This window comes from Pontibacter qinzhouensis, assembly GCF_008017455.1.
GTDB classification, from domain to species: domain Bacteria; phylum Bacteroidota; class Bacteroidia; order Cytophagales; family Hymenobacteraceae; genus Pontibacter; species Pontibacter qinzhouensis.
This window is the reverse complement of the sequence record NZ_VRTY01000049.1, coordinates 24,485-44,688: the sequence shown is the minus strand read 5'-3', so window position 1 is coordinate 44,688 and position 20,204 is coordinate 24,485. Positions and strand designations below refer to the sequence as shown.

15 protein-coding genes and 1 pseudogene are annotated in these 20,204 nt (G+C 48.0%); 4 read left to right on the top strand and 12 right to left on the bottom strand.

Translation table 11 applies throughout. The features are described from left to right. A pseudogene (locus tag FVR03_RS13750) lies at positions 1 to 820 on the bottom strand (hypothetical protein); the annotation flags it as partial. 226 nt (positions 821 to 1,046) lie between these two features. Here FVR03_RS13750 and FVR03_RS13745 point away from each other — a divergent pair. From FVR03_RS13745 to FVR03_RS13730, 4 genes are all read left to right on the top strand, one after another. Continuing rightward, positions 1,047 to 1,733, top strand: coding sequence for a succinate dehydrogenase cytochrome b subunit (locus tag FVR03_RS13745; protein WP_147922330.1), 687 nt, complete (start codon positions 1,047 to 1,049; stop codon positions 1,731 to 1,733). A gap of 15 nt (positions 1,734 to 1,748) precedes the next feature. After that, positions 1,749 to 3,683, top strand: coding sequence for a fumarate reductase/succinate dehydrogenase flavoprotein subunit (locus FVR03_RS13740; protein ID WP_147922329.1), 1,935 nt, complete (start codon positions 1,749 to 1,751; stop codon positions 3,681 to 3,683). 154 nt (positions 3,684 to 3,837) lie between these two features. After that, positions 3,838 to 4,593, top strand: coding sequence for a succinate dehydrogenase/fumarate reductase iron-sulfur subunit (locus FVR03_RS13735; RefSeq protein WP_147922328.1), 756 nt, complete (start codon positions 3,838 to 3,840; stop codon positions 4,591 to 4,593). Positions 4,594 to 4,750: 157 nt separating this feature from the next. After that, a complete protein-coding gene (locus FVR03_RS13730; RefSeq protein ID WP_147922335.1) occupies positions 4,751 to 5,275 on the top strand; it encodes an NADPH-dependent FMN reductase in 525 nt (174 codons plus the stop codon). 673 nt (positions 5,276 to 5,948) lie between these two features. Here the strand turns inward: FVR03_RS13730 and ftsZ are convergent. The 11 genes from ftsZ to FVR03_RS13675 all read right to left on the bottom strand — a co-directional run bounded on the left by ftsZ (position 5,949) and on the right by FVR03_RS13675 (position 20,168). Next, positions 5,949 to 7,478, bottom strand: coding sequence for a cell division protein FtsZ (gene ftsZ / locus FVR03_RS13725; RefSeq protein WP_147922327.1), 1,530 nt, complete (start codon positions 7,476 to 7,478; stop codon positions 5,949 to 5,951). A 26-nt stretch (positions 7,479 to 7,504) separates the two neighbouring features. Beyond that, positions 7,505 to 8,842, bottom strand: coding sequence for a cell division protein FtsA (gene ftsA / locus FVR03_RS13720; protein ID WP_147922334.1), 1,338 nt, complete (start codon positions 8,840 to 8,842; stop codon positions 7,505 to 7,507). Positions 8,843 to 8,855: 13 nt separating this feature from the next. Continuing rightward, positions 8,856 to 9,503, bottom strand: coding sequence for a cell division protein FtsQ/DivIB (locus tag FVR03_RS13715; protein ID WP_255474219.1), 648 nt, complete (start codon positions 9,501 to 9,503; stop codon positions 8,856 to 8,858). A gap of 100 nt (positions 9,504 to 9,603) precedes the next feature. After that, entirely contained in the window at positions 9,604 to 11,013 is a 1,410-nt protein-coding gene (murC, locus tag FVR03_RS13710) for a UDP-N-acetylmuramate--L-alanine ligase (protein WP_147922325.1), read from the bottom strand. Next, the gene (gene murG, locus FVR03_RS13705) at positions 11,010 to 12,122 is read right to left on the bottom strand and encodes an undecaprenyldiphospho-muramoylpentapeptide beta-N-acetylglucosaminyltransferase (RefSeq protein WP_147922324.1); all 1,113 of its coding nucleotides are present in this window, start codon (positions 12,120 to 12,122) and stop codon (positions 11,010 to 11,012) included. Before murG ends, murC begins: the two co-directional genes overlap by 4 nt. Further along, positions 12,115 to 13,269 (bottom strand): FtsW/RodA/SpoVE family cell cycle protein, encoded by a 1,155-nt coding sequence (locus FVR03_RS13700; RefSeq protein ID WP_147922323.1) that lies wholly within the window; start codon positions 13,267 to 13,269, stop codon positions 12,115 to 12,117. The genes murG and FVR03_RS13700 overlap by 8 nt, the downstream gene beginning before the upstream one ends. A gap of 28 nt (positions 13,270 to 13,297) precedes the next feature. Beyond that, positions 13,298 to 14,641, bottom strand: a complete 1,344-nt coding sequence (gene murD, locus FVR03_RS13695; RefSeq protein WP_147922322.1) for a UDP-N-acetylmuramoyl-L-alanine--D-glutamate ligase — start codon at positions 14,639 to 14,641, stop codon at positions 13,298 to 13,300. Positions 14,642 to 14,903: 262 nt separating this feature from the next. Continuing rightward, a complete protein-coding gene (gene mraY / locus FVR03_RS13690) occupies positions 14,904 to 16,124 on the bottom strand; it encodes a phospho-N-acetylmuramoyl-pentapeptide-transferase (RefSeq protein WP_147922321.1) in 1,221 nt (406 codons plus the stop codon). Positions 16,125 to 16,163: 39 nt separating this feature from the next. Continuing rightward, positions 16,164 to 17,627 (bottom strand): UDP-N-acetylmuramoyl-L-alanyl-D-glutamate--2,6-diaminopimelate ligase, encoded by a 1,464-nt coding sequence (locus FVR03_RS13685; protein ID WP_147922320.1) that lies wholly within the window; start codon positions 17,625 to 17,627, stop codon positions 16,164 to 16,166. Next, positions 17,627 to 19,741 carry a PASTA domain-containing penicillin-binding protein gene (locus FVR03_RS13680; RefSeq protein ID WP_187270162.1) on the bottom strand — a complete coding sequence of 705 codons (2,115 nt, stop codon included), beginning with the start codon at positions 19,739 to 19,741 and terminating at the stop codon, positions 17,627 to 17,629. Before FVR03_RS13680 ends, FVR03_RS13685 begins: the two co-directional genes overlap by 1 nt. Next, positions 19,731 to 20,168: an FtsL-like putative cell division protein gene (locus FVR03_RS13675; RefSeq protein WP_147922319.1), complete on the bottom strand. Its 438-nt coding sequence runs from the start codon at positions 20,166 to 20,168 to the stop codon at positions 19,731 to 19,733. The genes FVR03_RS13680 and FVR03_RS13675 overlap by 11 nt, the downstream gene beginning before the upstream one ends. Positions 20,169 to 20,204: the final 36 nt, after the last annotated feature.

Sequence of the window (20,204 nt, the reverse complement as noted above, 5' to 3'; positions counted from 1 at the left end):
CCTCCCCCAGCTTCACGGCCCCTCCCCCCGGAGAAACGCGCCACTCCTCCACAACAAATGCTATATTGTACTCGCCTCTCCGGCAGGGTGCATCCCATTCGAGTTGCCCTGTCAGCGGGTCGAGCGTAAAAGTTGCAGGCCCGGTACCCAGAGAATTCTGGCATCCGAAGAGCAAGTGAGGCATCTGAAAGCCCGGAACAGTAATTATATTTCCCATCGGGTCGCGCCTTCTGGGAGTAACGAATTTAAAGGCAAGGCTGTCGCCGTCTGCATCAAAAGCACCCGGGTTATGTACGAATTTACGACCTACCATTCCCAGGTCTATGGGATCTACAGTCAGCACCGGCGTACTGTTAAAACCACGAAGCGAGTTAATATTAATCGTAGTTTGAATGTAAAAACTATGCTGATCGGAGGGTGCCGACAAGTTAAGAATATTATTATTGCGATTTATCCCGGTCCAGGAGGCGGTGTAGGTGCCATCGGCCGGAAAAGTAGTTTCCCAACGGAAGGTGTGTTTTTCTGTATCGTTGCCTATTGGAACCACGCTGGCTACCCGCACCTTTCTAAATACCAATCCATCAAATATTTCTGGTTCCGATTCCATTTCAGCGCTTCCCGGACTGGTGTCGCGGTATATGACCATGGTAAAGAAGAAGCGGCGTGGATTAGGGTTTGGGGTCGTATCTCTTTTGGCCGTGATGTCGCCAGCCCGGATGTGTGTTGCCTGAGCAGCAGAAGTAGAAAACAGCAGCAGTATAAGTCCCAACAACCACCATACAGAAGGCAACTGGAACCTTAAGCGTAAACTATTTAACATAGGACAAAGGTTAGCCTGAAAGGAGCAACAGTTAATTTTTAACTAAAATAAAGGAATAATATTGTAAACATCCTGGTAAGAAGCGGGTTTTCTAGTTACGAAATATAAGTTACGTAGTTGGTAATTTAGATTGATTCAAAATAGATACAAGAATTGTTTCATAAAAGACCGGCATGTAACTTTGGGCGATATAAATGCTTAATTCTATAACCCTTAACTGTTACAAATGAATTGGTTTACAAAAACGTTTTCCAGTACAATCGGGAGAAAGATCGTGATGTCTATCACTGGCCTTTTCCTCTGCTCCTTCCTGGTGGTTCATTTACTCGGAAACCTGACCTTATTCAGGAATGATGGCGGAGAGGCATTTAACCTCTATTCACATTTCATGGCACATAACGGTATTATCCGGACCATGGAAATTGTTTTATTGTTAGGTTTCCTTTTCCACATCTATGATGCCATTGTACTAAATCGCCGCAACAGCTCCGCCCGGCCAATTAACTACGCGGAGAATCACCCGGAGCAGAACACCGGCACCTGGGCCTCCCGTAACATGGGGTTGTTGGGTACCGTTATTCTTGTTTTCCTCATCATTCACCTTTGGAACTTCTTCGTGCCTGCCCGTTTTGGCGGTCTGGACCCGGTAGTGATTGAAGATGTGGAGTATGAGAACCTTTACGTTCGAGTAGTTCAGTCTTTTCAGGTATGGTGGTACGTGCTGATTTATGTGCTTGGCATGATTGCACTGGCTTATCACCTGATCCATGGTTTCCAGAGTGCTTTTCAGTCGCTGGGCCTCACTCACAAGAAATATACACCGTTTATCCAGATCTTCGGATTTGCCTTTTCGGTGCTGGTTTGCCTTGGCTTCGCCATTATTCCAATCTATTTCTTTTTCTCTCAACAATAAACTAGTTCCTTTACTATGATATTAGATTCTAAGATCCCTGAAGGGCCGTTGGCTGAGAAGTGGGATAAACATAAATTTAATGTAAAGCTGGTAAACCCGGCGAACAAGCGTAAATACGACATTATAGTGGTAGGAACCGGTTTGGCCGGCGCCTCTGCTGCTGCTACTTTTGGTGAGCTGGGCTACAACGTAAAAGCCTTCTGCTACCAGGATTCTCCTCGCCGCGCGCACTCTATTGCGGCACAAGGTGGTATTAATGCCGCTAAAAACTATCAGAACGATGGTGACTCTATTTTCCGTTTATTTTACGATACCATTAAAGGTGGTGACTACCGTGCCCGCGAAGCAAACGTTTACCGTCTGGCCCAGGTATCTGTTAACATCATAGACCAGTGTGTGGCGCAGGGCGTGCCTTTTGCCCGCGAATATGGCGGCCTGCTGGCTAACCGCTCTTTTGGTGGTGCGCAGGTGTCGCGTACGTTCTATGCCCGTGGCCAGACTGGTCAGCAGTTGCTGCTGGGTGCCTACTCTGCCCTGAACCGCCAGATTGCTTACGGCAAAGTGAAGATGTACCCGCGTACTGAAATGCTGGACCTGGTGATGGTTGATGGCAAGGCACGCGGTATTGTGACCCGTAACCTGATTACAGGTAAAGTGGAGTCGCACAGTGCACATGCTGTGGTACTGGCTACTGGTGGTTATGGTAACGTATTCTTCCTCTCTACCAACGCCATGGGTTCTAACACTACGGCAGCCTGGAGAGCACACCGCAGAGGAGCACTGTTCGCTAACCCTTGCTACACCCAGATTCACCCGACCTGTATTCCGGTATCAGGAAGCCACCAGTCTAAGCTAACGCTAATGTCGGAGTCGCTTCGTAATGACGGACGGGTTTGGGTTCCAAAAACGATAGAACTTGCCAAGAAATTGCAGACAGGTGAGATCAAGGCAAGCGATATTGCTGAAGCTGATCGCGATTACTACCTGGAGCGTAAATACCCTGCCTTTGGTAACCTGGTACCACGCGACGTGGCTTCCCGTAACGCAAAATTAGTTTGCGACGAAGGCCGTGGCGTAGGTTCATCGGGCCTGGCTGTATACCTCGATTTTGCCGATGCTATTAAGCGAGATGGTTTAAGCGCCATCAGTGCCAAGTATGGTAACCTCTTCGATATGTATGCCAAAATTACCGACGAGAACCCATACGAAAGCCCGATGCGGATTTACCCTGCTGTGCACTACACCATGGGTGGTCTTTGGGTAGATTACAACCTGATGACGAACCTACCTGGTTTATACGCCACCGGTGAGTGTAACTTCTCTGACCACGGCGCAAACCGTTTAGGTGCCTCTGCGCTTATGCAAGGCCTTGCCGATGGTTATTTCGTTATACCTTACACTATTGGTAACTACCTGGCCGAAATGCCTGCAACCAAAGTGAGCACCGACCACCCTGCCTTTAAAGAAGCAGAACAAAACGTGATGGCCATTACGAACAAACTGCTTTCTATTAATGGTACCCGCACGGTAGACGATTTCCATAAAGCATTAGGCCAGATTATGTGGGACTACTGCGGAATGGCACGTAATGCCGAAGGTCTGAAATTTGCGAAGCAGGAGATCAAAAAACTGCGCGCTGAATTCTGGCGAGATGTGAAAGTGATCGGTGTGAACGAAGAACTGAACATGACGCTGGAGAAAGCCCACCGTGTAGCTGACTTCCTGGAACTCGGAGAACTGATGGTAGACGATGCTCTGAACAGAAATGAGTCTTGTGGAGGTCACTTCAGAGAAGAATCTCAGACACCGGAAAACGAGGCCCTGCGCGACGACGAGAACTATGCTTATGTAGCTGCCTGGCAATATGCCGGCGAAGGCCAGGAGCCAATTCTGCATAAAGAAGAGCTCAAGTTCGAGAACGTGAAACTGACGCAGCGTAGCTACAAGTAGGTGAGTAATTAAAAATTAGAAATTCAAAATTAGAAATGATTGACTTAACATACGTGTTAACAGCAACGCATCAGATCTAATACAATTTCTAATTCATAATTTTAATTTCTAATTAAAGAAAGAAATGGCTGGTAATAACCCAAATGCTAAACTAATGAACCTGACGTTAAAGGTTTGGCGCCAACGAAATATGAATACCCCCGGGCAGCTGGTAACCTATCCGGTTAAAAACATTTCTCCGGACATGTCTTTCCTGGAGATGCTGGATGTGGTAAATGAGGAATTGCTTATTAAAGGAGAAGATCCAATCGCTTTCGATCACGATTGCCGTGAAGGAATTTGCGGGATGTGCAGCCTCTTTATTAACGGTCGTGCCCACGGGCCTGAGCGTGGCACCACTACCTGCCAGCTACACATGCGCAGCTTTAAAGACAACGATACCATTACCATTGAGCCCTGGAGAGCAGCCGCTTTCCCGGTTTATAAAGACTTGATTGTTGACCGTTCGGCGTTTGACCGTATTCAGCAGGCAGGTGGTTATGTATCGGTAAACACAGGTGGTGTGCCAGATGCAAACGAAATTCCGATTCCGAAAACTATTGCAGACAAAGCGTTTGACGCTGCGACCTGTATTGGTTGTGGTGCCTGCGTGGCGGCTTGTAAAAATGCTTCGGCTATGTTGTTTGTGAGCGCCAAGGTATCGCAGCTGGCTATGCTGCCGCAAGGTAAAGTAGAGCGCAAAACCCGTGTAGAGAATATGGTGGCCCAAATGGATATCGAAGGTTTTGGTGCCTGCTCTAATACAGGCGCCTGCGCTGCCGAATGCCCGGTAGGTATCTCGCTTGAGAACATTGCGATCATGAACAGAGAGTACATAAGCGCTAAAGCAACGTCAGAAAACGTAGCTTAAGGCACATTTTATTTCAAAAGGAAAGGCGAAACAAAACATGTTTCGCCTTTTTTGGTTTACTTGTATCCTGAAAGCCTGCCCTTGCCTCAGCATACACCCTGCTATCCGGCTTCGGCAAGGCATCAGCTTTTTGTATACAGTAAATCTAAATCCGCCCATGATTACGATTATATCAGGCACCAACAGGCCTGAATCTACCACGAGTGCCATTGTTAAATTATATGCCTCCCTGCTCGAACAGCGTGGTGTAACGTACCAGGTGCTGGACCTGGCCGAACTTCCTGCAGACTTTATAAGTTCTGCCCTTTACCACAACACGGGCAAAAACGAAGAGTTTAACAGACTGAGCCAGTTACTAGGGTTCTCCGAAAAGTTTGTGTTCATCGTTCCGGAATACAATAACTCGTTTCCGGGTGTGCTAAAGGCTTTTATTGACGGGCTGGACTACCCAAACACCTTTAATAACAAGAAAGCCGCCATGGTTGGTCTGTCGTCGGGTATGCAAGGCAGCGGTATGGCGATGAGCCACCTCACCGATATTTTTAATTACCTGGGCATGCACGTACTGGCGCTAAAGCCTAAGCTAGCTTTTGTTAATAAAAACTTTGATGGCAACACACTCACCAACAAACTGTACCTCGACCTGATAGAGCAGCAAATTGATATCTTCCTTAAATTCTAAGGCTGTAACCCTTGTATCAAAACAGGCCAAAATTCTTCCGGAGGCCTATTTCATTAGAATAATTGCTGGTTGTGTGGTAGCAGCGAATTGATCATTCGGCCTATGTCACCCCCTTTGTCATCCCTTCGGGATCTTGTGGGCGAGAGCCAAAAGCAATGGCTATTGGTGCCTAAGTTAGCAGAGTAGCTTTTCTTGCTGCGCCAGCTGAGTGAGGCTATTTCATTGCTGGTGTCTTTGTTCTTTTTATCTTGATACAAAAAGAACCAAAAAAATCAAGAAAATAGAAATCGAGGGCCCTTCCCCCACTCGCTGAACGCTCAACCACTGGATCCTCATTTTGTGCACCTGGCAAAGGTGTTCTCCCTGTTGTGGACTGCCGCAATACATTAGTAAGAGCAGCTACCGCACAACTTGAGCTAGAATAATTGCTGGTTGTTATTCTCTTATTGTTAATTTGAAGATGAGAGGATGAAATAAGCTCATCCTAAAAAATTCAACAATCAGCAATAAACAACCAGCAAGCAGCAATCAAAAAGCAAATTATTCTAATGAAAACACTCTTCCAAAAGGTTTTGATAGAAAACACCTCAAGGGTACTTCCATATAAAAACGATACGGCCAGCAAGTGCTTACTTGCTGGCCGTATCGTTTTTGAGCAGGAGTGTCGGGTAAATTAGTCTACATTATCATGCAAGAATCTGTTATCTCCTAATATCTCGTTATCATCATTCAGATTAAACCGGGAGACAGTGCGCTCTGATGAGTGTGCCACACGGTCTAACGATACATTACGGCGCAGGTAAGCTGGCACCTCCAGTTTCTCTTTAATGGCCTCAGAAGTGATCTCAGTGCTCAGCATGCGCAGGCGCTCACGTCTTTCTTCTGCTTTGCGCTGCATCAGCTCGCGCTCATGTGCTATGCGCTCCAACTCCATCGCTCTATGATCTGGCTCAATGTTGCCGTAGCTGTTATGGTGGTTCTGGTGCGAAGCTCCCAGATCGTGCACAATGCGCTTAGGCTGCTCTATTGGGCGGCGCACATCCTGCTGATGCTGCTGATGGTGTTGCTGCTGTGGCGCTGGCTCCTGGTAAGCAGTAGGTGCCGGAGCAGCTACCGGAGCAGGAGCAGGCGGTACAAACGCAGGCGTTTCTGTTCTTACAGGCTCATTTACAATCTGCTTCTGGCTATTGAGGTCAAAAACTGTTTTTTTTGGCTCCAGCATTTCTTCGGCGCTCTTGGCAAAGCCCGTAGCAATTACAGTTACACGAATGCTTTGACCCAAATTAGAATCGATGCCATGACCGAAGATAACTTCAGCTTCCTGACCAGCTTTGTCCTGGATGTACTCCGTGATTTCGGTCAGTTCATCCATTTCAAGCTCGGCTTGCTCACCAGACATTATAGAAAGCAATATCTTTTGCGCTCCATGAATATCGGTGTTGTTCAGCAATGGAGAAGACAGGGCTTCTTCGGCAGCACGCAAGGCACGGCCTTCGCCTTCGGTGGTGGCAGATCCCATTACGGCAGCACCAGAGTCTTTCATTACAGTTTTAACGTCTTCAAAATCCACGTTTACCTCAGCTGTAACTGTTATAATTTCAGCAATAGATTTGGCAGCTGTGGTTAATACGTTATCTGCTTTTGCAAATGCCTCTCTTATAGTCAGGTTACCGAACATCTCGCGGAGCTTGTCGTTCAGGATCACCAGAATAGTGTCACAGTTTTCGCTAAGCTCTTTCACGCCATTTTCAGCAGCTACCTTTTTCTTTTTTCCTTCGAAAACAAAAGGAGCTGTAACAATACCAACTGTTAAAATACCGAGCTCTTTGGCTACTTTGGCAATTACAGGGGCTGCACCTGTACCGGTACCACCGCCCATACCCGCCGTAATAAATACCATTTTAGTATCGGCACTCAGCATTTCTCTGATTTCTTCCTTGCTCTCAAGGGCAGCCTGCTTTCCTTTCTCAGGGTTAGCTCCTGCACCAAGACCTTCGGTTAAGTTTTGGCCAATAGCCAGTTTATTTGGAACACCGCTGCTTTTAAGGGCCTGGGCATCTGTATTGCAAATTATAAACTCAACATCTTTGATGCCTTGGTTATACATGTGGTTAACGGCATTGCTGCCACCGCCACCGACACCAATCACCTTGATGATGGACTTCTCGTTAGACGGTAAGTCAAAGCTGTACATTGAAGTCATGCTATTTTCTCCTGCTCAATTTTGGGTTAATAACTTTGTTTATTATCAATATCATCCGATAAGAAGCCTTTCAGTTTCTGGAACAAGCTACCTCCGCTACTACTACTGCTGCTGCTATTACTAGAGCTGCTGGTGCTGGTGTTGTTCTTAGGTACTGGCTTCTGATACTCCTCCTGCTGAGGAACCTTCTCGTAGTGGGTGGTTCTCTGATCAATCGACTGATAGCCTGCCAGCACCAATCCTACCGAAGTAGCATACATAGGGCTTTTTACAGCGTCTATCTTCGATTTGCCCAGATGTTCGTTCGGGTACCCGATGCGGGTATCCATGCCGGTAATGTACTCTACCAGCTGCATTAAGTTTTGCAGTTGGGCACCTCCACCGGTAATCACAATCCCTGCTGCCAGACTTTTTACGTATCCTGATCTAACAATTTCTGCGTAAACGAGTTCAACAATCTCTTCCATTCTTGCTTCAATGATATAAGCAAGATTCTTCAAAGATATCTCTTTTGGCGTACGATCACGCAATCCGGGTATAGAAACAATCTCGTTTTCAGAGGCTTCGTCTGCAATGGCCTTCCCAAATTTCACTTTCAGCTGCTCTGCCTGGTTTTGCATCACCATGCAGCCTTGCTTAATATCCGAAGTTATAATATTGCCCCCGAAAGGTAAAACTGCTGTATGCCGGATTATATTGTCCTTGAAAATTGCTAAATCTGTGGTTCCTCCCCCTATATCTACCAGGGCTACACCGGCTTCTTTCTCTTCGTCGCTTAAAACAGACATACAGGATGCCAGCGGTTCCAGTATCAGGTTGTCTATTTCGAGGCCCGCCCGACTGATGCACTTGTTAATGTTGTTGATGGCGTTTGACTGCGCGGTGATGATGTGGAAGTTACCTTCCAGGCGAACACCAGACATGCCCACCGGATCTACGATACCTTCTTCGTAATCTACTTTGTACTCCTGCGGCATCACATGAATGATTTCGCTGCCGGGAGGTGTCACGAGCCGGTACATGTCGTTGGTCAGGCGATTTACATCGTCTACGGTTATTTCGTTGTCGGTTACCTGGCGGGTAATGCTGCCATTGTGCTGCAGGCTTTTGATATGCTGGCCGGCTATGCCAACGTTCACTACCCCGATGTTTATTCCTGACTGCTCCTCTGCTTGTCGGATGGCTTTCCTGATCGCATCTACGGTCTTGTCGATGTTGCTGACGATGCCACGTACCACTCCCTCAGACTGGGCTTTGCCCATCCCTAAAATCTCCAGCTTTCCAAACTCATTTTTCCGACCCACAAGTGCGCAAACTTTGGTTGTGCCGATGTCCAAGCCTACTACTATTTTGTCGCTTTGCATATCCTGGTTTATATTATTCACAAATAATCTGATCTTCAAACGCTACGTTCACTCTTTTATATTTGTCCCAACCCATTACAGGCAGCACCTCTTTATAAAAGACCATTAACTTCTTAAACTTCGCATCTAATTGGTCTGGCCTGCCAAACTCAATCGTATGCTCGCCCACCTGAGGCAAAAAGGAGACCATGCCCTTGCCATCGATATGCATCTGGGCCAACTGTGCTTTCCAGAACTCATCTTTCTCTATGCGCAGTACCAGCGCAAGATAAGCCTGTCCGGTTGAGTCCTGAAAAAAATTACTGCTAAAAGGCTTTACTGAAGCCGACTTGGTAATAGGAATAACACGAGCGGTATATCTGTTGGATAGCGGGAGCATAGTGCCCTCGGCGTCGATGTAAACATCCTGGTCTGGTCGTATAATTCTTGCAATGGGTCTGTTCTGTTTTACATGAACCTGAATGTTGCCATCCAATCCTCTGAAAACATCAGCTTCTTTTACAAAACTATGCGCCTCAATTCGCTTTTCCAGGTTTTTCAGGTCGATCTGCTGATTCGGTAGTCCTTCCAATTTTCTATCTCCCTCCCGGGTCAGCAGGTCTCTTACCTCCTTATCTCCAATAAAGTAATTGTTATATTCATTGTCAATGTTAATAGACACTTTTTTGCATGTTTTAACATTTTGCTTTGATGAGGCAAAACCTGCAAGTGCGCCGATGGTAATTATGCTACAAGCTGCAAAAATTAAAGATTTTAATTTACTATTCAAGCCCATCCCTCCTATTTTTAAATAAATTTTTCAGCGGCAGAACAAGTGTGTCTATATCGCCGGCTCCTACGGTCGCCAGCACGTCAAAATCAAGATTCTCCAGGAAATTATGCAAAACATCTTCTTTGCTTAATATGGATTTTTTTTTGCATAATGCTCCAGATAATATAATATCAGAGGTTATTCCAGGTATTGGCTGCTCGCGTGCAGGGTATATATCCAGCAAAACAAGCTCATCGGCCAGGCTAAGGCTCTCAGAAAACCCACTGGCAAAGTCGCGGGTACGGCTGTAGAGGTGCGGCTGAAAAATTACCTTCAGCTTCTTATCTGGGAAAAGTGCACGAAGTGAAGTCAGAAAAGCTTCGATCTCACGGGGGTGATGTGCATAGTCATCCACATAGGTTTTACCCTCTCCCTCATACACAAATTCGAAACGGCGTTTCACTCCTTTATAGCTCTTTACACCCTCTCTTATTTTATCTTCTTCTATTTGGAGCAATTGCGTTGCCACCAGTGCTGCCAGGGTGTTTTCTACATTGTGGAATCCTGGCAAACCAAGCTCTAGCCTGGCAACAGCACCCAGAGGCGTTAAAGCATTAAACTTAAACCATCGCCCTTCAATGGTCAGATCCTTTATCCGGGCCTCACCGCTATGTAAACCATATTTAATGACCTGCACGCCCGGCTGCACGCTCTCTGCCAGGCTCTCCTGAATGCTGTCGTGAATGATAAGCGTACCGCCTGGTTTTATCTGACCGATAAATTTCTGAAACGTACGCACCAGTTCGTCCTTATCACCATAAATATCCAGGTGATCCGGGTCGGCTGAGGTTACGATGGCAATATCCGGGAACAATGTCAGGAACGAACGATCAAACTCATCGGCTTCTACCACGACTACTTCATTGCCTGCGGTACCACTGCCTATCAGCAGGTTCGAATTCAGGTTGGTGGCAATGCCTCCCAGAAAAGCAGAGCAGTCTACGCCGGCACTATGTAACAGGTGCGCCACAATAGACGATGTAGTGGTTTTGCCATGCGTGCCTGCCACAGCAATGGTATAGGCAGAGGCCGTGATAATACCCAATACCTGTGAGCGCTTTTGAATGGTATAGTGCTGCTCCCTAAAAAACGCCCACTCTGCATGATCTGCCGGAATAGCTGGCGTCAGGACTACAAGTGTTTCCTCTTTATGCTGCAGTACTTCTTCTGGTAACTCCTTTACATCATCGGTATAATGCACCACAATTCCTTCCTGCTCCAGTGCCTCTGATAAAGGAGTGCGTGTTTTATCGTAGCCCCAAACCGGAAACCCTTTCGCATGAAACCAGCGGGCAATCGCACTCATACCGATGCCGCCAATACCAAGAAAATAGATGTACTTAAAGGTTTCCAGTTTCATTTTATTAAGCTAATAAGTTCTTTTACTATGTCGGCTGCCGCATTGGGTCTTGCCAGTTTCTGAATATTTATAGAAAGTCGCTGCTGCTCCTTCTCATTTGCTGCCAGTTGCAAGGCCGCCTTTACTACTTCTGCTTTGGCCTCCGCGTCGCGGACTAGTAAGGCTGCCTCCTGCTGCACCAGAGCCATCGCATTTTTAGTCTGGTGGTCTTCTGCCACATTAGGCGAAGGCACCAATATGGCCGGTTTGGCTGCCAGACATAACTCCGAAATAGACAATGCGCCAGCTCTCGAAATAACTACATCGGCAGCAGCATAGGCTAAATCCATTCGTTTAATAAATTCGAATGCCTTGATGCCTTTGCCTGCATACTGCTTTTCGGCCTCCTGTGCCTCCGGAAAAAAGGACTTGCCTGTCTGCCAGATTAGTTGGTAACCTGCGGCAGCAATTTCTGCCAGCCCGGCTGCTATGCTCTGGTTAATGGTGCGGGCTCCGAGGCTCCCTCCTATAACCAAAATAGTTTTGTGCGCTGCCGTCAGGCCAAAATGCTCCAGGGCCTCCTGCCGCTTCGTATGGCTATCCATGATGTCGTTACGAACCGGGTTGCCCGTCAGCACCAGCTTCTCTGCCGGGAAAAAAGCTTCCATATTGGGGTAAGCCACACATACTTTGCTTACCCGTTTAGCCAGCAACTTATTTGTGATGCCTGCATAAGAATTCTGCTCCTGAATGAGAGACGGAATTTTACGGGCAGTGGCAGCATACAACAAAGGGCCACTGGCATAACCACCCACACCCACCACGGCATCAGGTTTGAATTCTTTTATAATCTGGTGCGATGCCCGCACACTCGACAACACCTTAAGCGGAAACGATAAATTATCGAGGGTGAGGCGGCGCTGCAATCCGCTTATCCAGAGGCCTACAATTTTATAGCCTGCCTCCGGCACCCGTGTCATTTCCATGCGGCCTTTTGCCCCTACAAACAGAATTTCTGTTTCGGGGTTCAGCGCCTTCAACTGGTTGGCAATGGCTACTGCCGGGTATATATGCCCGCCTGTGCCGCCACCACTAATGATTATCCGGTATGGTCTTGTCTTATCAGGCATTCACCGGTCGCTTAGGGTTTTCGTTCATGGCTGCCTGCGTAATAGCCTTTTCCCCACGGCTAACACTTAAAATTACACCCAGCGAAATACCAGTAAAAATAAGTGAAGTTCCACCCATACTCAGAAGTGGCAGCGGCAAACCAGTTACTGGCCCTAACCCAACCGCTACTCCCATGTTGATCATGCCTTGCATGACCAGGCTAAAGCTAAGCCCCGCCGAAAGCAAACCGCCGAAGGCCCCGTTACTTTTACTTACCGTTACCAGCCCCCTGTAGAGCAGCGCCAGGTACAGCAGCAGCACACTTACCCCTCCTATCAGGCCATATTCCTCAACAATAATCGAGTAGATAAAATCGGAGTAAGGGTGCGGCAAAATATCGCGCTGGTCGCTGTTGCCGGGTCCTTTACCTACCACGCCACCTGTGGCAATGGCGATGTATGATTGTTCTAATTGAAATGGAATATCTGTCGGGTCGAGCCAGTCTTTTACACGGTTCGTAGCAGTGCCCATCCTTTGCCCTGCTGCCAGCGCAATGGTTCCGAGCAACAGCCCGGCTATCACAACCACCGTCATCGACTTAAGCGAAACACGGCCAATGAACATCAGCAACAGGCATGTGATAAACAGAAGCACCGCTGTAGAAGTGTTTGATAAGGCAATTAGACCGCAAATGGCAATGGTCCAGGCGAAAATAGGGCCCAGTGTGTGTTTAATGCTGTCGAGTTTGTCCTGCCGCTTCGAGAGCATGCTGGCCAGGTAAGAAATGAGTGCCAGCTTGGCTAAGTCGGATGGCTGAAAAGTCTGCTTAATAACCGGAATGGTTAACCAACGAGAGGCTTCGTTTATGTTAGAGCCATAGAAATAGGTAATGATCAGCAAGGGTACTGATAAGATCAGGGCGAGCAAGGAAAGCTTGGAGTAGTAGCGGTAGTTAATTTTATGAGCCGCCCACATAAAGCCCAGGCCGATTAAAATCAGGGCAGAGTGCCGGATCAGGTAATATTCTGTATTTCCTTCCTGCTGCTTGTACGCCAGCGTTCCGGTTGATGAATACACCACGGCTACGCTTATCAATGAAAAGCAAAATACTATCCCCCAAAGTACAGCATCGCCTTTCAGGTTTTGCTGCAACCACTGCTTTACCATATCCACTCTTTGGCTAAAAGTTAACGCACTACTTTTTCAATACTATTTTCTCCACAGCCTCTTTAAATCGCTGCCCCCTGTGTTCGTAATTGTTAAATAAATCGAAGCTGGCACAGGCCGGCGAAAGCAGCACCACATCTCCGGGCTCGGCCAGTGAGCGACTTAAGCGCACAGCATACTCGATGGAGGTGGTTTCGGCCATAACCGGCACTATTCTCTTAAATGACTCCTGCAGCTTGGCATTATCGAGGCCCAGGCAGATGAGCACTTTCACCTTCTCTTTGGCCAGCTCCTGCAGCACACTATAATCGTTGCCTTTGTCTACGCCGCCTGCAATCCAGATAATAGGCTTTTTTATGCCTTCCAGCGCATACCACACCGCTTCCACGTTGGTCGCTTTGGAGTCGTTTATATAAGTTACTTCTTTTGCCACGCCTACTTCCTGCAAGCGGTGCTCGGCATTTCTGAACGTGCCAAGTGCAGTTGCTATCTGCTCATCTTCCAGCCCCAGTAGCTTGGCTACCGTTACAGCGGCCATGGTGTTGTACTGGTTGTGCTTGCCAATAAGCGGCGAGGCCGAAGTATCGATGGTGCCTTCGTAAAATTGCATCCCTACTTTTACCTCCTTGCCCTGGTAAGACACTTTCGCATTATCAGCCCCTTGTAAGGAAAAAGGAACCGTGGTGCCACCAAACATTTCAGACTTAAAAGTACTGGCGATGTTCGCATCATCGGCATTGAACACGAAGAAATCGGAGCCCATCATGTTCTGCGCCACCCGCAACTTGGAGGCCGCATATTTCTCCAGACTGTACTCATAGCGATCGAGGTGATCTGGTGTAATATTCAGCAGCACCCCGATGTGCGCCTTAAACTGGTACATGTTGTCGAGCTGAAAACTGCTCAGCTCCACTACGTAATACTCGAACTTATTCTCCACTACTTTCTCCGCCAGGCTCTCTCCTATGTTTCCGGCAAGGCCTACATTCAGGCCGGCGCTCTTGAGCAGGTGGTAAGTGAGCAGCGTGGTAGTGGTTTTGCCATTGGTGCCTGTAATGCAGATAAATTTGGCATCAGTATAGCGCCCGGCAAACTCTATTTCTGAAATAACATGAATACCGCGTTTCTTTGCCTCCTGCACCAGGGAAGCTTTGTCCGGAATGCCAGGGCTTTTTATGATCTCGTTTGCCGCCAGAATGCGTGCCTCCGAGTGCTGGCCTTCCTCAAAAGGAATATCGGCTGCAGCAAGCTTGTCTTTGTACACCTGCTTGATCTGCCCCATATCCGACACAAACACGTCCAGTCCTTTTGCCTTTGCCAGCATAGCAGCGCCAACTCCACTCTCTCCTGCTCCCAGTATGGCTATTTTCATAGTTCGTTTTTAGTATTCGGTTCGGTGTATGCCGGCAACTGCAGCATGTTTAAATTATTCAAATGAATTTGCCCTTCCAAAGCATTTCAGGGCTCTGATTGGCCAAGGGTACTGCTTATTTTTTGAGGCTCAGGTTCTTTCAGGAAATTCAGCCTTTACGGGACTCTGCTCCTGCCGTTGCCTCTTTTTTAGTTAATTATTCAGATAAAAATGCCCTCCAAAAGGAAAACAGGCCGTTTTTATTCAAGGGTTTCTTCTTTATCTACCTCAGTTTCAGGGTGGCCAGGCTCAGAATAGCGAGCATAATGCCCATGATCCAGAACCTCGACACTATTTTAGATTCGTGGTAACCGCGCTTCTGGTAATGGTGGTGCAGCGGTGCCATTTTAAAGATGCGCCGCCCCTCGCCGTATTTCTTTTTGGTGTACTTAAAGTAGCTCACCTGCAGCATCACCGACAGATTCTCTACCAGGAAGATGCCGCACAGAATCGGGATCAGCAGTTCCTTTCTGACTATCAGCGAAAGTACCGCTATAATACCGCCAATGGCCAGACTCCCGGTGTCGCCCATAAACACCTGTGCCGGATACGAGTTGTACCACAGGAAGCCAACACAGGCCCCCACAAAAGCAAGACAAAAAATAGCCAGCTCCCCGGAGTTCGGAATAAACATGATGTCGAGGTAATCAGCAAAAATGGTGTTACCCGATACGTAGGTAAAAATAGCCAGTGTCATGCCGATAATAGCCGATGTCCCTGCAGCCAAGCCATCAATACCATCGGTAATGTTTGCTCCGTTCGATACTGCTGTAATGACCAGTATCACGAACGGGATGTAGAGGTAGCACGTCCAGTCCTGAAAAGCAGGGCCTGCAAAAGAGAACAGGTTGCAGTAATCCAGCTCATTGTTTTTCCGGAACGGGATGGTCGTGATCATCGACTTCACATCGATCCACCTGGTAGAGGCATTCACAGCCGAAGTACTTCCATCTGAAAAAATATACTGCCGTACCACCACATCGTCGTTAAAATAGAGCGTAAGCCCCACGATAATACCCAGCCCCACCTGGCCTAAAATCTTGAACCTGCCTGCCAGCCCTTCTTTGTTTTTCTTGAAAACTTTGATGTAATCGTCCAGGAACCCGATAAGGCCGAGCCACACTGTAGAAACCAGCATCAGCAGGATGTATACATTATCGAGCCGGGCAAAGAGCAGGGTCGGCACCAGAATAGCCAGCAGAATAATAAGGCCACCCATAGTAGGTGTTCCCTTCTTTTCCAGCTGCCCTTCCAGGCCCAGGTCGCGGATACTTTCGCCTACCTGCTTACGCTGCAGCACTTTTATGAGCTTGCCACCAAAGATCATGGCAATCAATAAAGACACAAGAGTCGCCATACCCGCCCTGAAGGATATGTACTGGAACACACCGGCTCCCAGGACATCAAACTCACGATCGAGGTATGTAAAGAGGTGATAGAGCATGTAATTGTGTTGGGTGTTGCTTTAGTTTGTTTTGGTTGTCTATTTTCCTAATTGCTGAAACGTTTCCTGCAGTACCTGCTTATCATCGAATGGGTGCTTTACCCCCTTTACCTCCTGGTAAGTCTCGTGCCCTTTGCCTGCCACCAATATTATATCGTGTGTGGAGGCCAGCATGCAGGCCGTTCTGATTGCCTCCCTCCTATCGAGCACCGAAAGCGTTTTTTTGTAATCGATGGGCCTTACGCCTTTCTGCATCTCCTCCAGTATGGCCTGTGGCTCCTCGAAGCGCGGGTTATCGGATGTAAGTACCACCTTATCGCTTAAGCGGCAAGCCAGGTCGGCCATCAGCGGGCGTTTGGCTGCATCGCGGTTGCCACCACATCCCACCACCGTAATTACCTGCTGGTTCGGGTTCCGGATCTGCTGAATGGTGTTCAGTACATTCTCCAGCGCATCTGGTGTGTGGGCATAGTCTACGATTCCGGTGATCTGGGTATCGGAGACGATGTACTCGAACCGGCCGGAGGCGGAGTTCAGGCTGGAGAGTACCGTTAAGGACTCCACCGGATCTTCCTCCAGCAATACAGCTACCGCATAGGCACTCAGCAGGTTGTAGGCATTAAACAAGCCGATAAGTTTGCACCAGATCTCGTGCCCGTCTACCTCCAGGTGCAGCCCCTGCAGGGTATTGTCAATTACTTTCGCTTTAAACTCTGTTGCTCTTCTTAAGGAGTAAAAATGCACCTCTGCTTTCGTGTTCTGCACCATAACAGCACCGCGCTTGTCGTCGCTGTTGATAAGGGCAAAAGCGCCGGCTGGCAACCCATCAAAGAAAAGCTTTTTAGCTCTGATATATTCGTCGAAGGTTTTGTGGTAGTCGAGGTGGTCGTGGGTAATGTTGGTAAACACACCGCCTGCAAACTGTAACCCGGCCACCCGCTGCTGTACCATGGCATGGGAGCTGACTTCCATAAAACAATAAGCGCAGCCTGCTTTCACCATCTGGTGGAGCAGTGCGTTAAGCGACACAGCATCTGGCGTGGTATGTGAGGCAGGCAATACTGTTTCATCTATCTGGTTCTGCACTGTAGAGAGCAACCCCACATGGTAGCCTAATTCCCGGAACAGCTTGTGCAGCAATGTAACCGACGTGGTTTTACCGTTTGTACCGGTTACACCTATCAGTTTTAGCTTTTCAGAAGGATGATCATGGAACACTGAAGCCATCTGCCCTAGTGCCTTTGCCGAGTCCTTCACCAGCACGTATGTCGTATCCGAAGTCAGTTGCTCCGGCAAAACCTCGCACACAATGGCTGTTGCCTTTGCCTCCACTGCTTTGGCTATAAAGTCGTGCCCATCAGACTGCACACCCTGAACTGCCACGAACAACACACCCGCACGCACCTGCCGTGAGTCGAAGGAAATTCCCTCCACCATAACGTCGAGAGGCCCTCTTGATTCAAGGGCCTGCACATGCGCTAGTATGTCTCGTAACAACTTCATCAGCTTAAAACTAAAATTATCTGGCCCTCTTTCTCTATGGTGGCACCCGGAGCCAGCGACTGTCGCTGCACCCGTTTGCCGGTTCCTTCCACCTTCACGCGCAAGCGCTGGTTTTCCAGTATAAAAAGTGCGTCGCGCAAGGTCATACCTGTTACATCAGGCACAATCGCATCATTCACCGGGTTGGGCTTAAAAACTAGCGAGCGCTTTTGCGGTTCCACGTGCACCCAGTCTTCATCCGGTGACTTAGAATGGCTACTGATGCCGATTTTGTTACAGATCAGGCTCAGGTCATCGAGACTCCCAGACCTGATATCGGGCATACTTTCCTTATTTGGCACCACGCGCGCCAGCAGTGGCTTGTGCATAGCAAGGTCGCGGGCATAGGCTTTATCAGCCAGTTCTTTAAAAACTGGTGCTGCTACATCGCCTCCATACACATTCACACCTCTTGGTGAGTCGATGATAACGATGCAGCTGTATTTCGGGTTATCGGCCGGGAAGTAGCCTACAAAAGAGGTGGAGTAGGTTTTCACGTACTTGCCATTCTTTACTTTTCGGGCTGTTCCGGTTTTGCCTGCTACCTTGTAATCGTTGCTTCTGATGTTTTTGGCTGTACCATGCTCTACGACACCTTCCATCATGGCACGCAGTTTCTTTAGTGTCTCGTCAGAACATATCTTTTCGTCCAGCACCCGTGTCTGGAAAGTCTGGATAACGTTATCTGTCTTTCTGATTTCTTTTACAATAATAGGCTGAATTTTTACGCCGTTGTTTGCCACAGCATTATAGAAAGCCAGCGTCTGCAACGGAGACAGCTTCAGCTCGTAGCCAATAGACATAGAGGCGAGCGAGGTAGCGCTCCAGCTCCTGTCCTGCGGGCTCTTCAGGTAAGGCCGAGCTTCCCCATCCATCTGAAAACCAAGTGTGCTGCCCAGTCCAAACCTGTTCAGGTAATCTGTGAAGGCTTTAGGGTTATTGCCGAAATATTCTTCTGTCAGCTTGGCTACCCCGATGTTTGATGATTTCTCGAAAACCTCCTGCACAGTTATTTTGCCATAGCCGCCAATCTTGGAGTCGGTCATGGTCCTGCCTTTTATTCTGAAGGAGCCATGGCCAGTATCTACTGAGTCGGATAGCTTTACGTTGGTGTGCTCGAAAAGCGCCATCATAGAGGCCAGCTTAAAGGTGGAACCTGGCTCGGTGCGACCCTGGTTGCCTACAGCATAGTTATAGTCTTCTATATAGCCGCCTTTTGTTTTGCCCAGGTTGGCAATGGCTTTTATCTCGCCCGTCTTCACCTCCATCATAATCACGCAGCCGTAATCTGCATCTGTTTTAGCAAGTGCTTTATACAGTGCATTTTCGGCAACATCCTGCAAGTTAATGTCGATGGTGGTTTTAATGTCGTAGCCGTGCTGTGGTTTTACTTCAGTACCATCGTAGATAGGTTTGTTACCTCCGGCAATGCGCTCAAAAAGTGCTTCACCATCGGTCCCAGAAAGGTTATCATTAAAGCTGAACTCAAGGCCGGCACCGTTTTTATCGACGTTTACAAACCCGATGGTGCGTTCTGCCAGTAAACCAAACGGTTTAAAGCGCTTCTCTACTTTCTCGAAAATTACGCCTCCCCTGTTCTTGCCAGCCCTGAAGATCGGCCACTGCGCCATCATTTTTTTATCCTGGTAATTTATCTGTCTGCTGTTCAGTCGGATATACCTGCGGCCGTTGGTGCGGGCATTCTTGATCCTGCGACGGTAGTGGTCCTCTGATTTATCGCCGTAGAAGCGGGCCAGTAGCATTGCCAAAGAGTCTACGCCTGCATTAAACACCTGCGTTTCGGCAATGGTGGGGTCAAAAGCCACGCGGTAAAAAGGAAGCGAGGTTGCCAGAATACTTTCGTTGCCCGACGACACATCGTTGTCGGAGTAGATATTACCCCGGGTGGCATAAACTGGCTGATAACGCACGCGCCGCTCCTTCGAAATGGCTTTCCAGTTGGTTTTATCCAGAAACTGGATATGCACGATTTTGTAAACAATAGCGCACGCAAACAAACAGATAGCCAAAAAAGCTACCCTTACCCGAACGAGTATGGATTTCTTAATATTCATCTGGCGCTACTTCTACTTGGTAAGGTGGTGAGGAACTTTCGAGTAAACCCAAAGGCGCAACATTAGAGGCCACAACAGACTGCTTGCTGGCCTCCATGTAGTCCGACTTCAGCGTGGTATAATCGGCACGCAGGTCTTCGGTCTCTACTTTTATTTTATCTATTTTTCTGATGATCTTTTCGGCGTAGTGGGTATTGCCGATATAGAAAAGCGTAATGCCGGTCAGGAAGAGCACGTGCGGCAGGTACCGGAGCGGAACCCCTTCCTCAAACAGGAAATCGACATTGGTATATTTTTCCAGCAGTTTAAAAAGATTAAAACCCGACCCCTTTGGCGCCACTGGCTCCTGGGGTGCTTCCTCTGCCCTCATGCGCGCCTTGTTTGCTTTAGGCACACGTGGTTTCTTTGTCATAAGGTTAGAAGCCATAGTCGATATTTAACTTTTTTGCTAGATACTTACTGC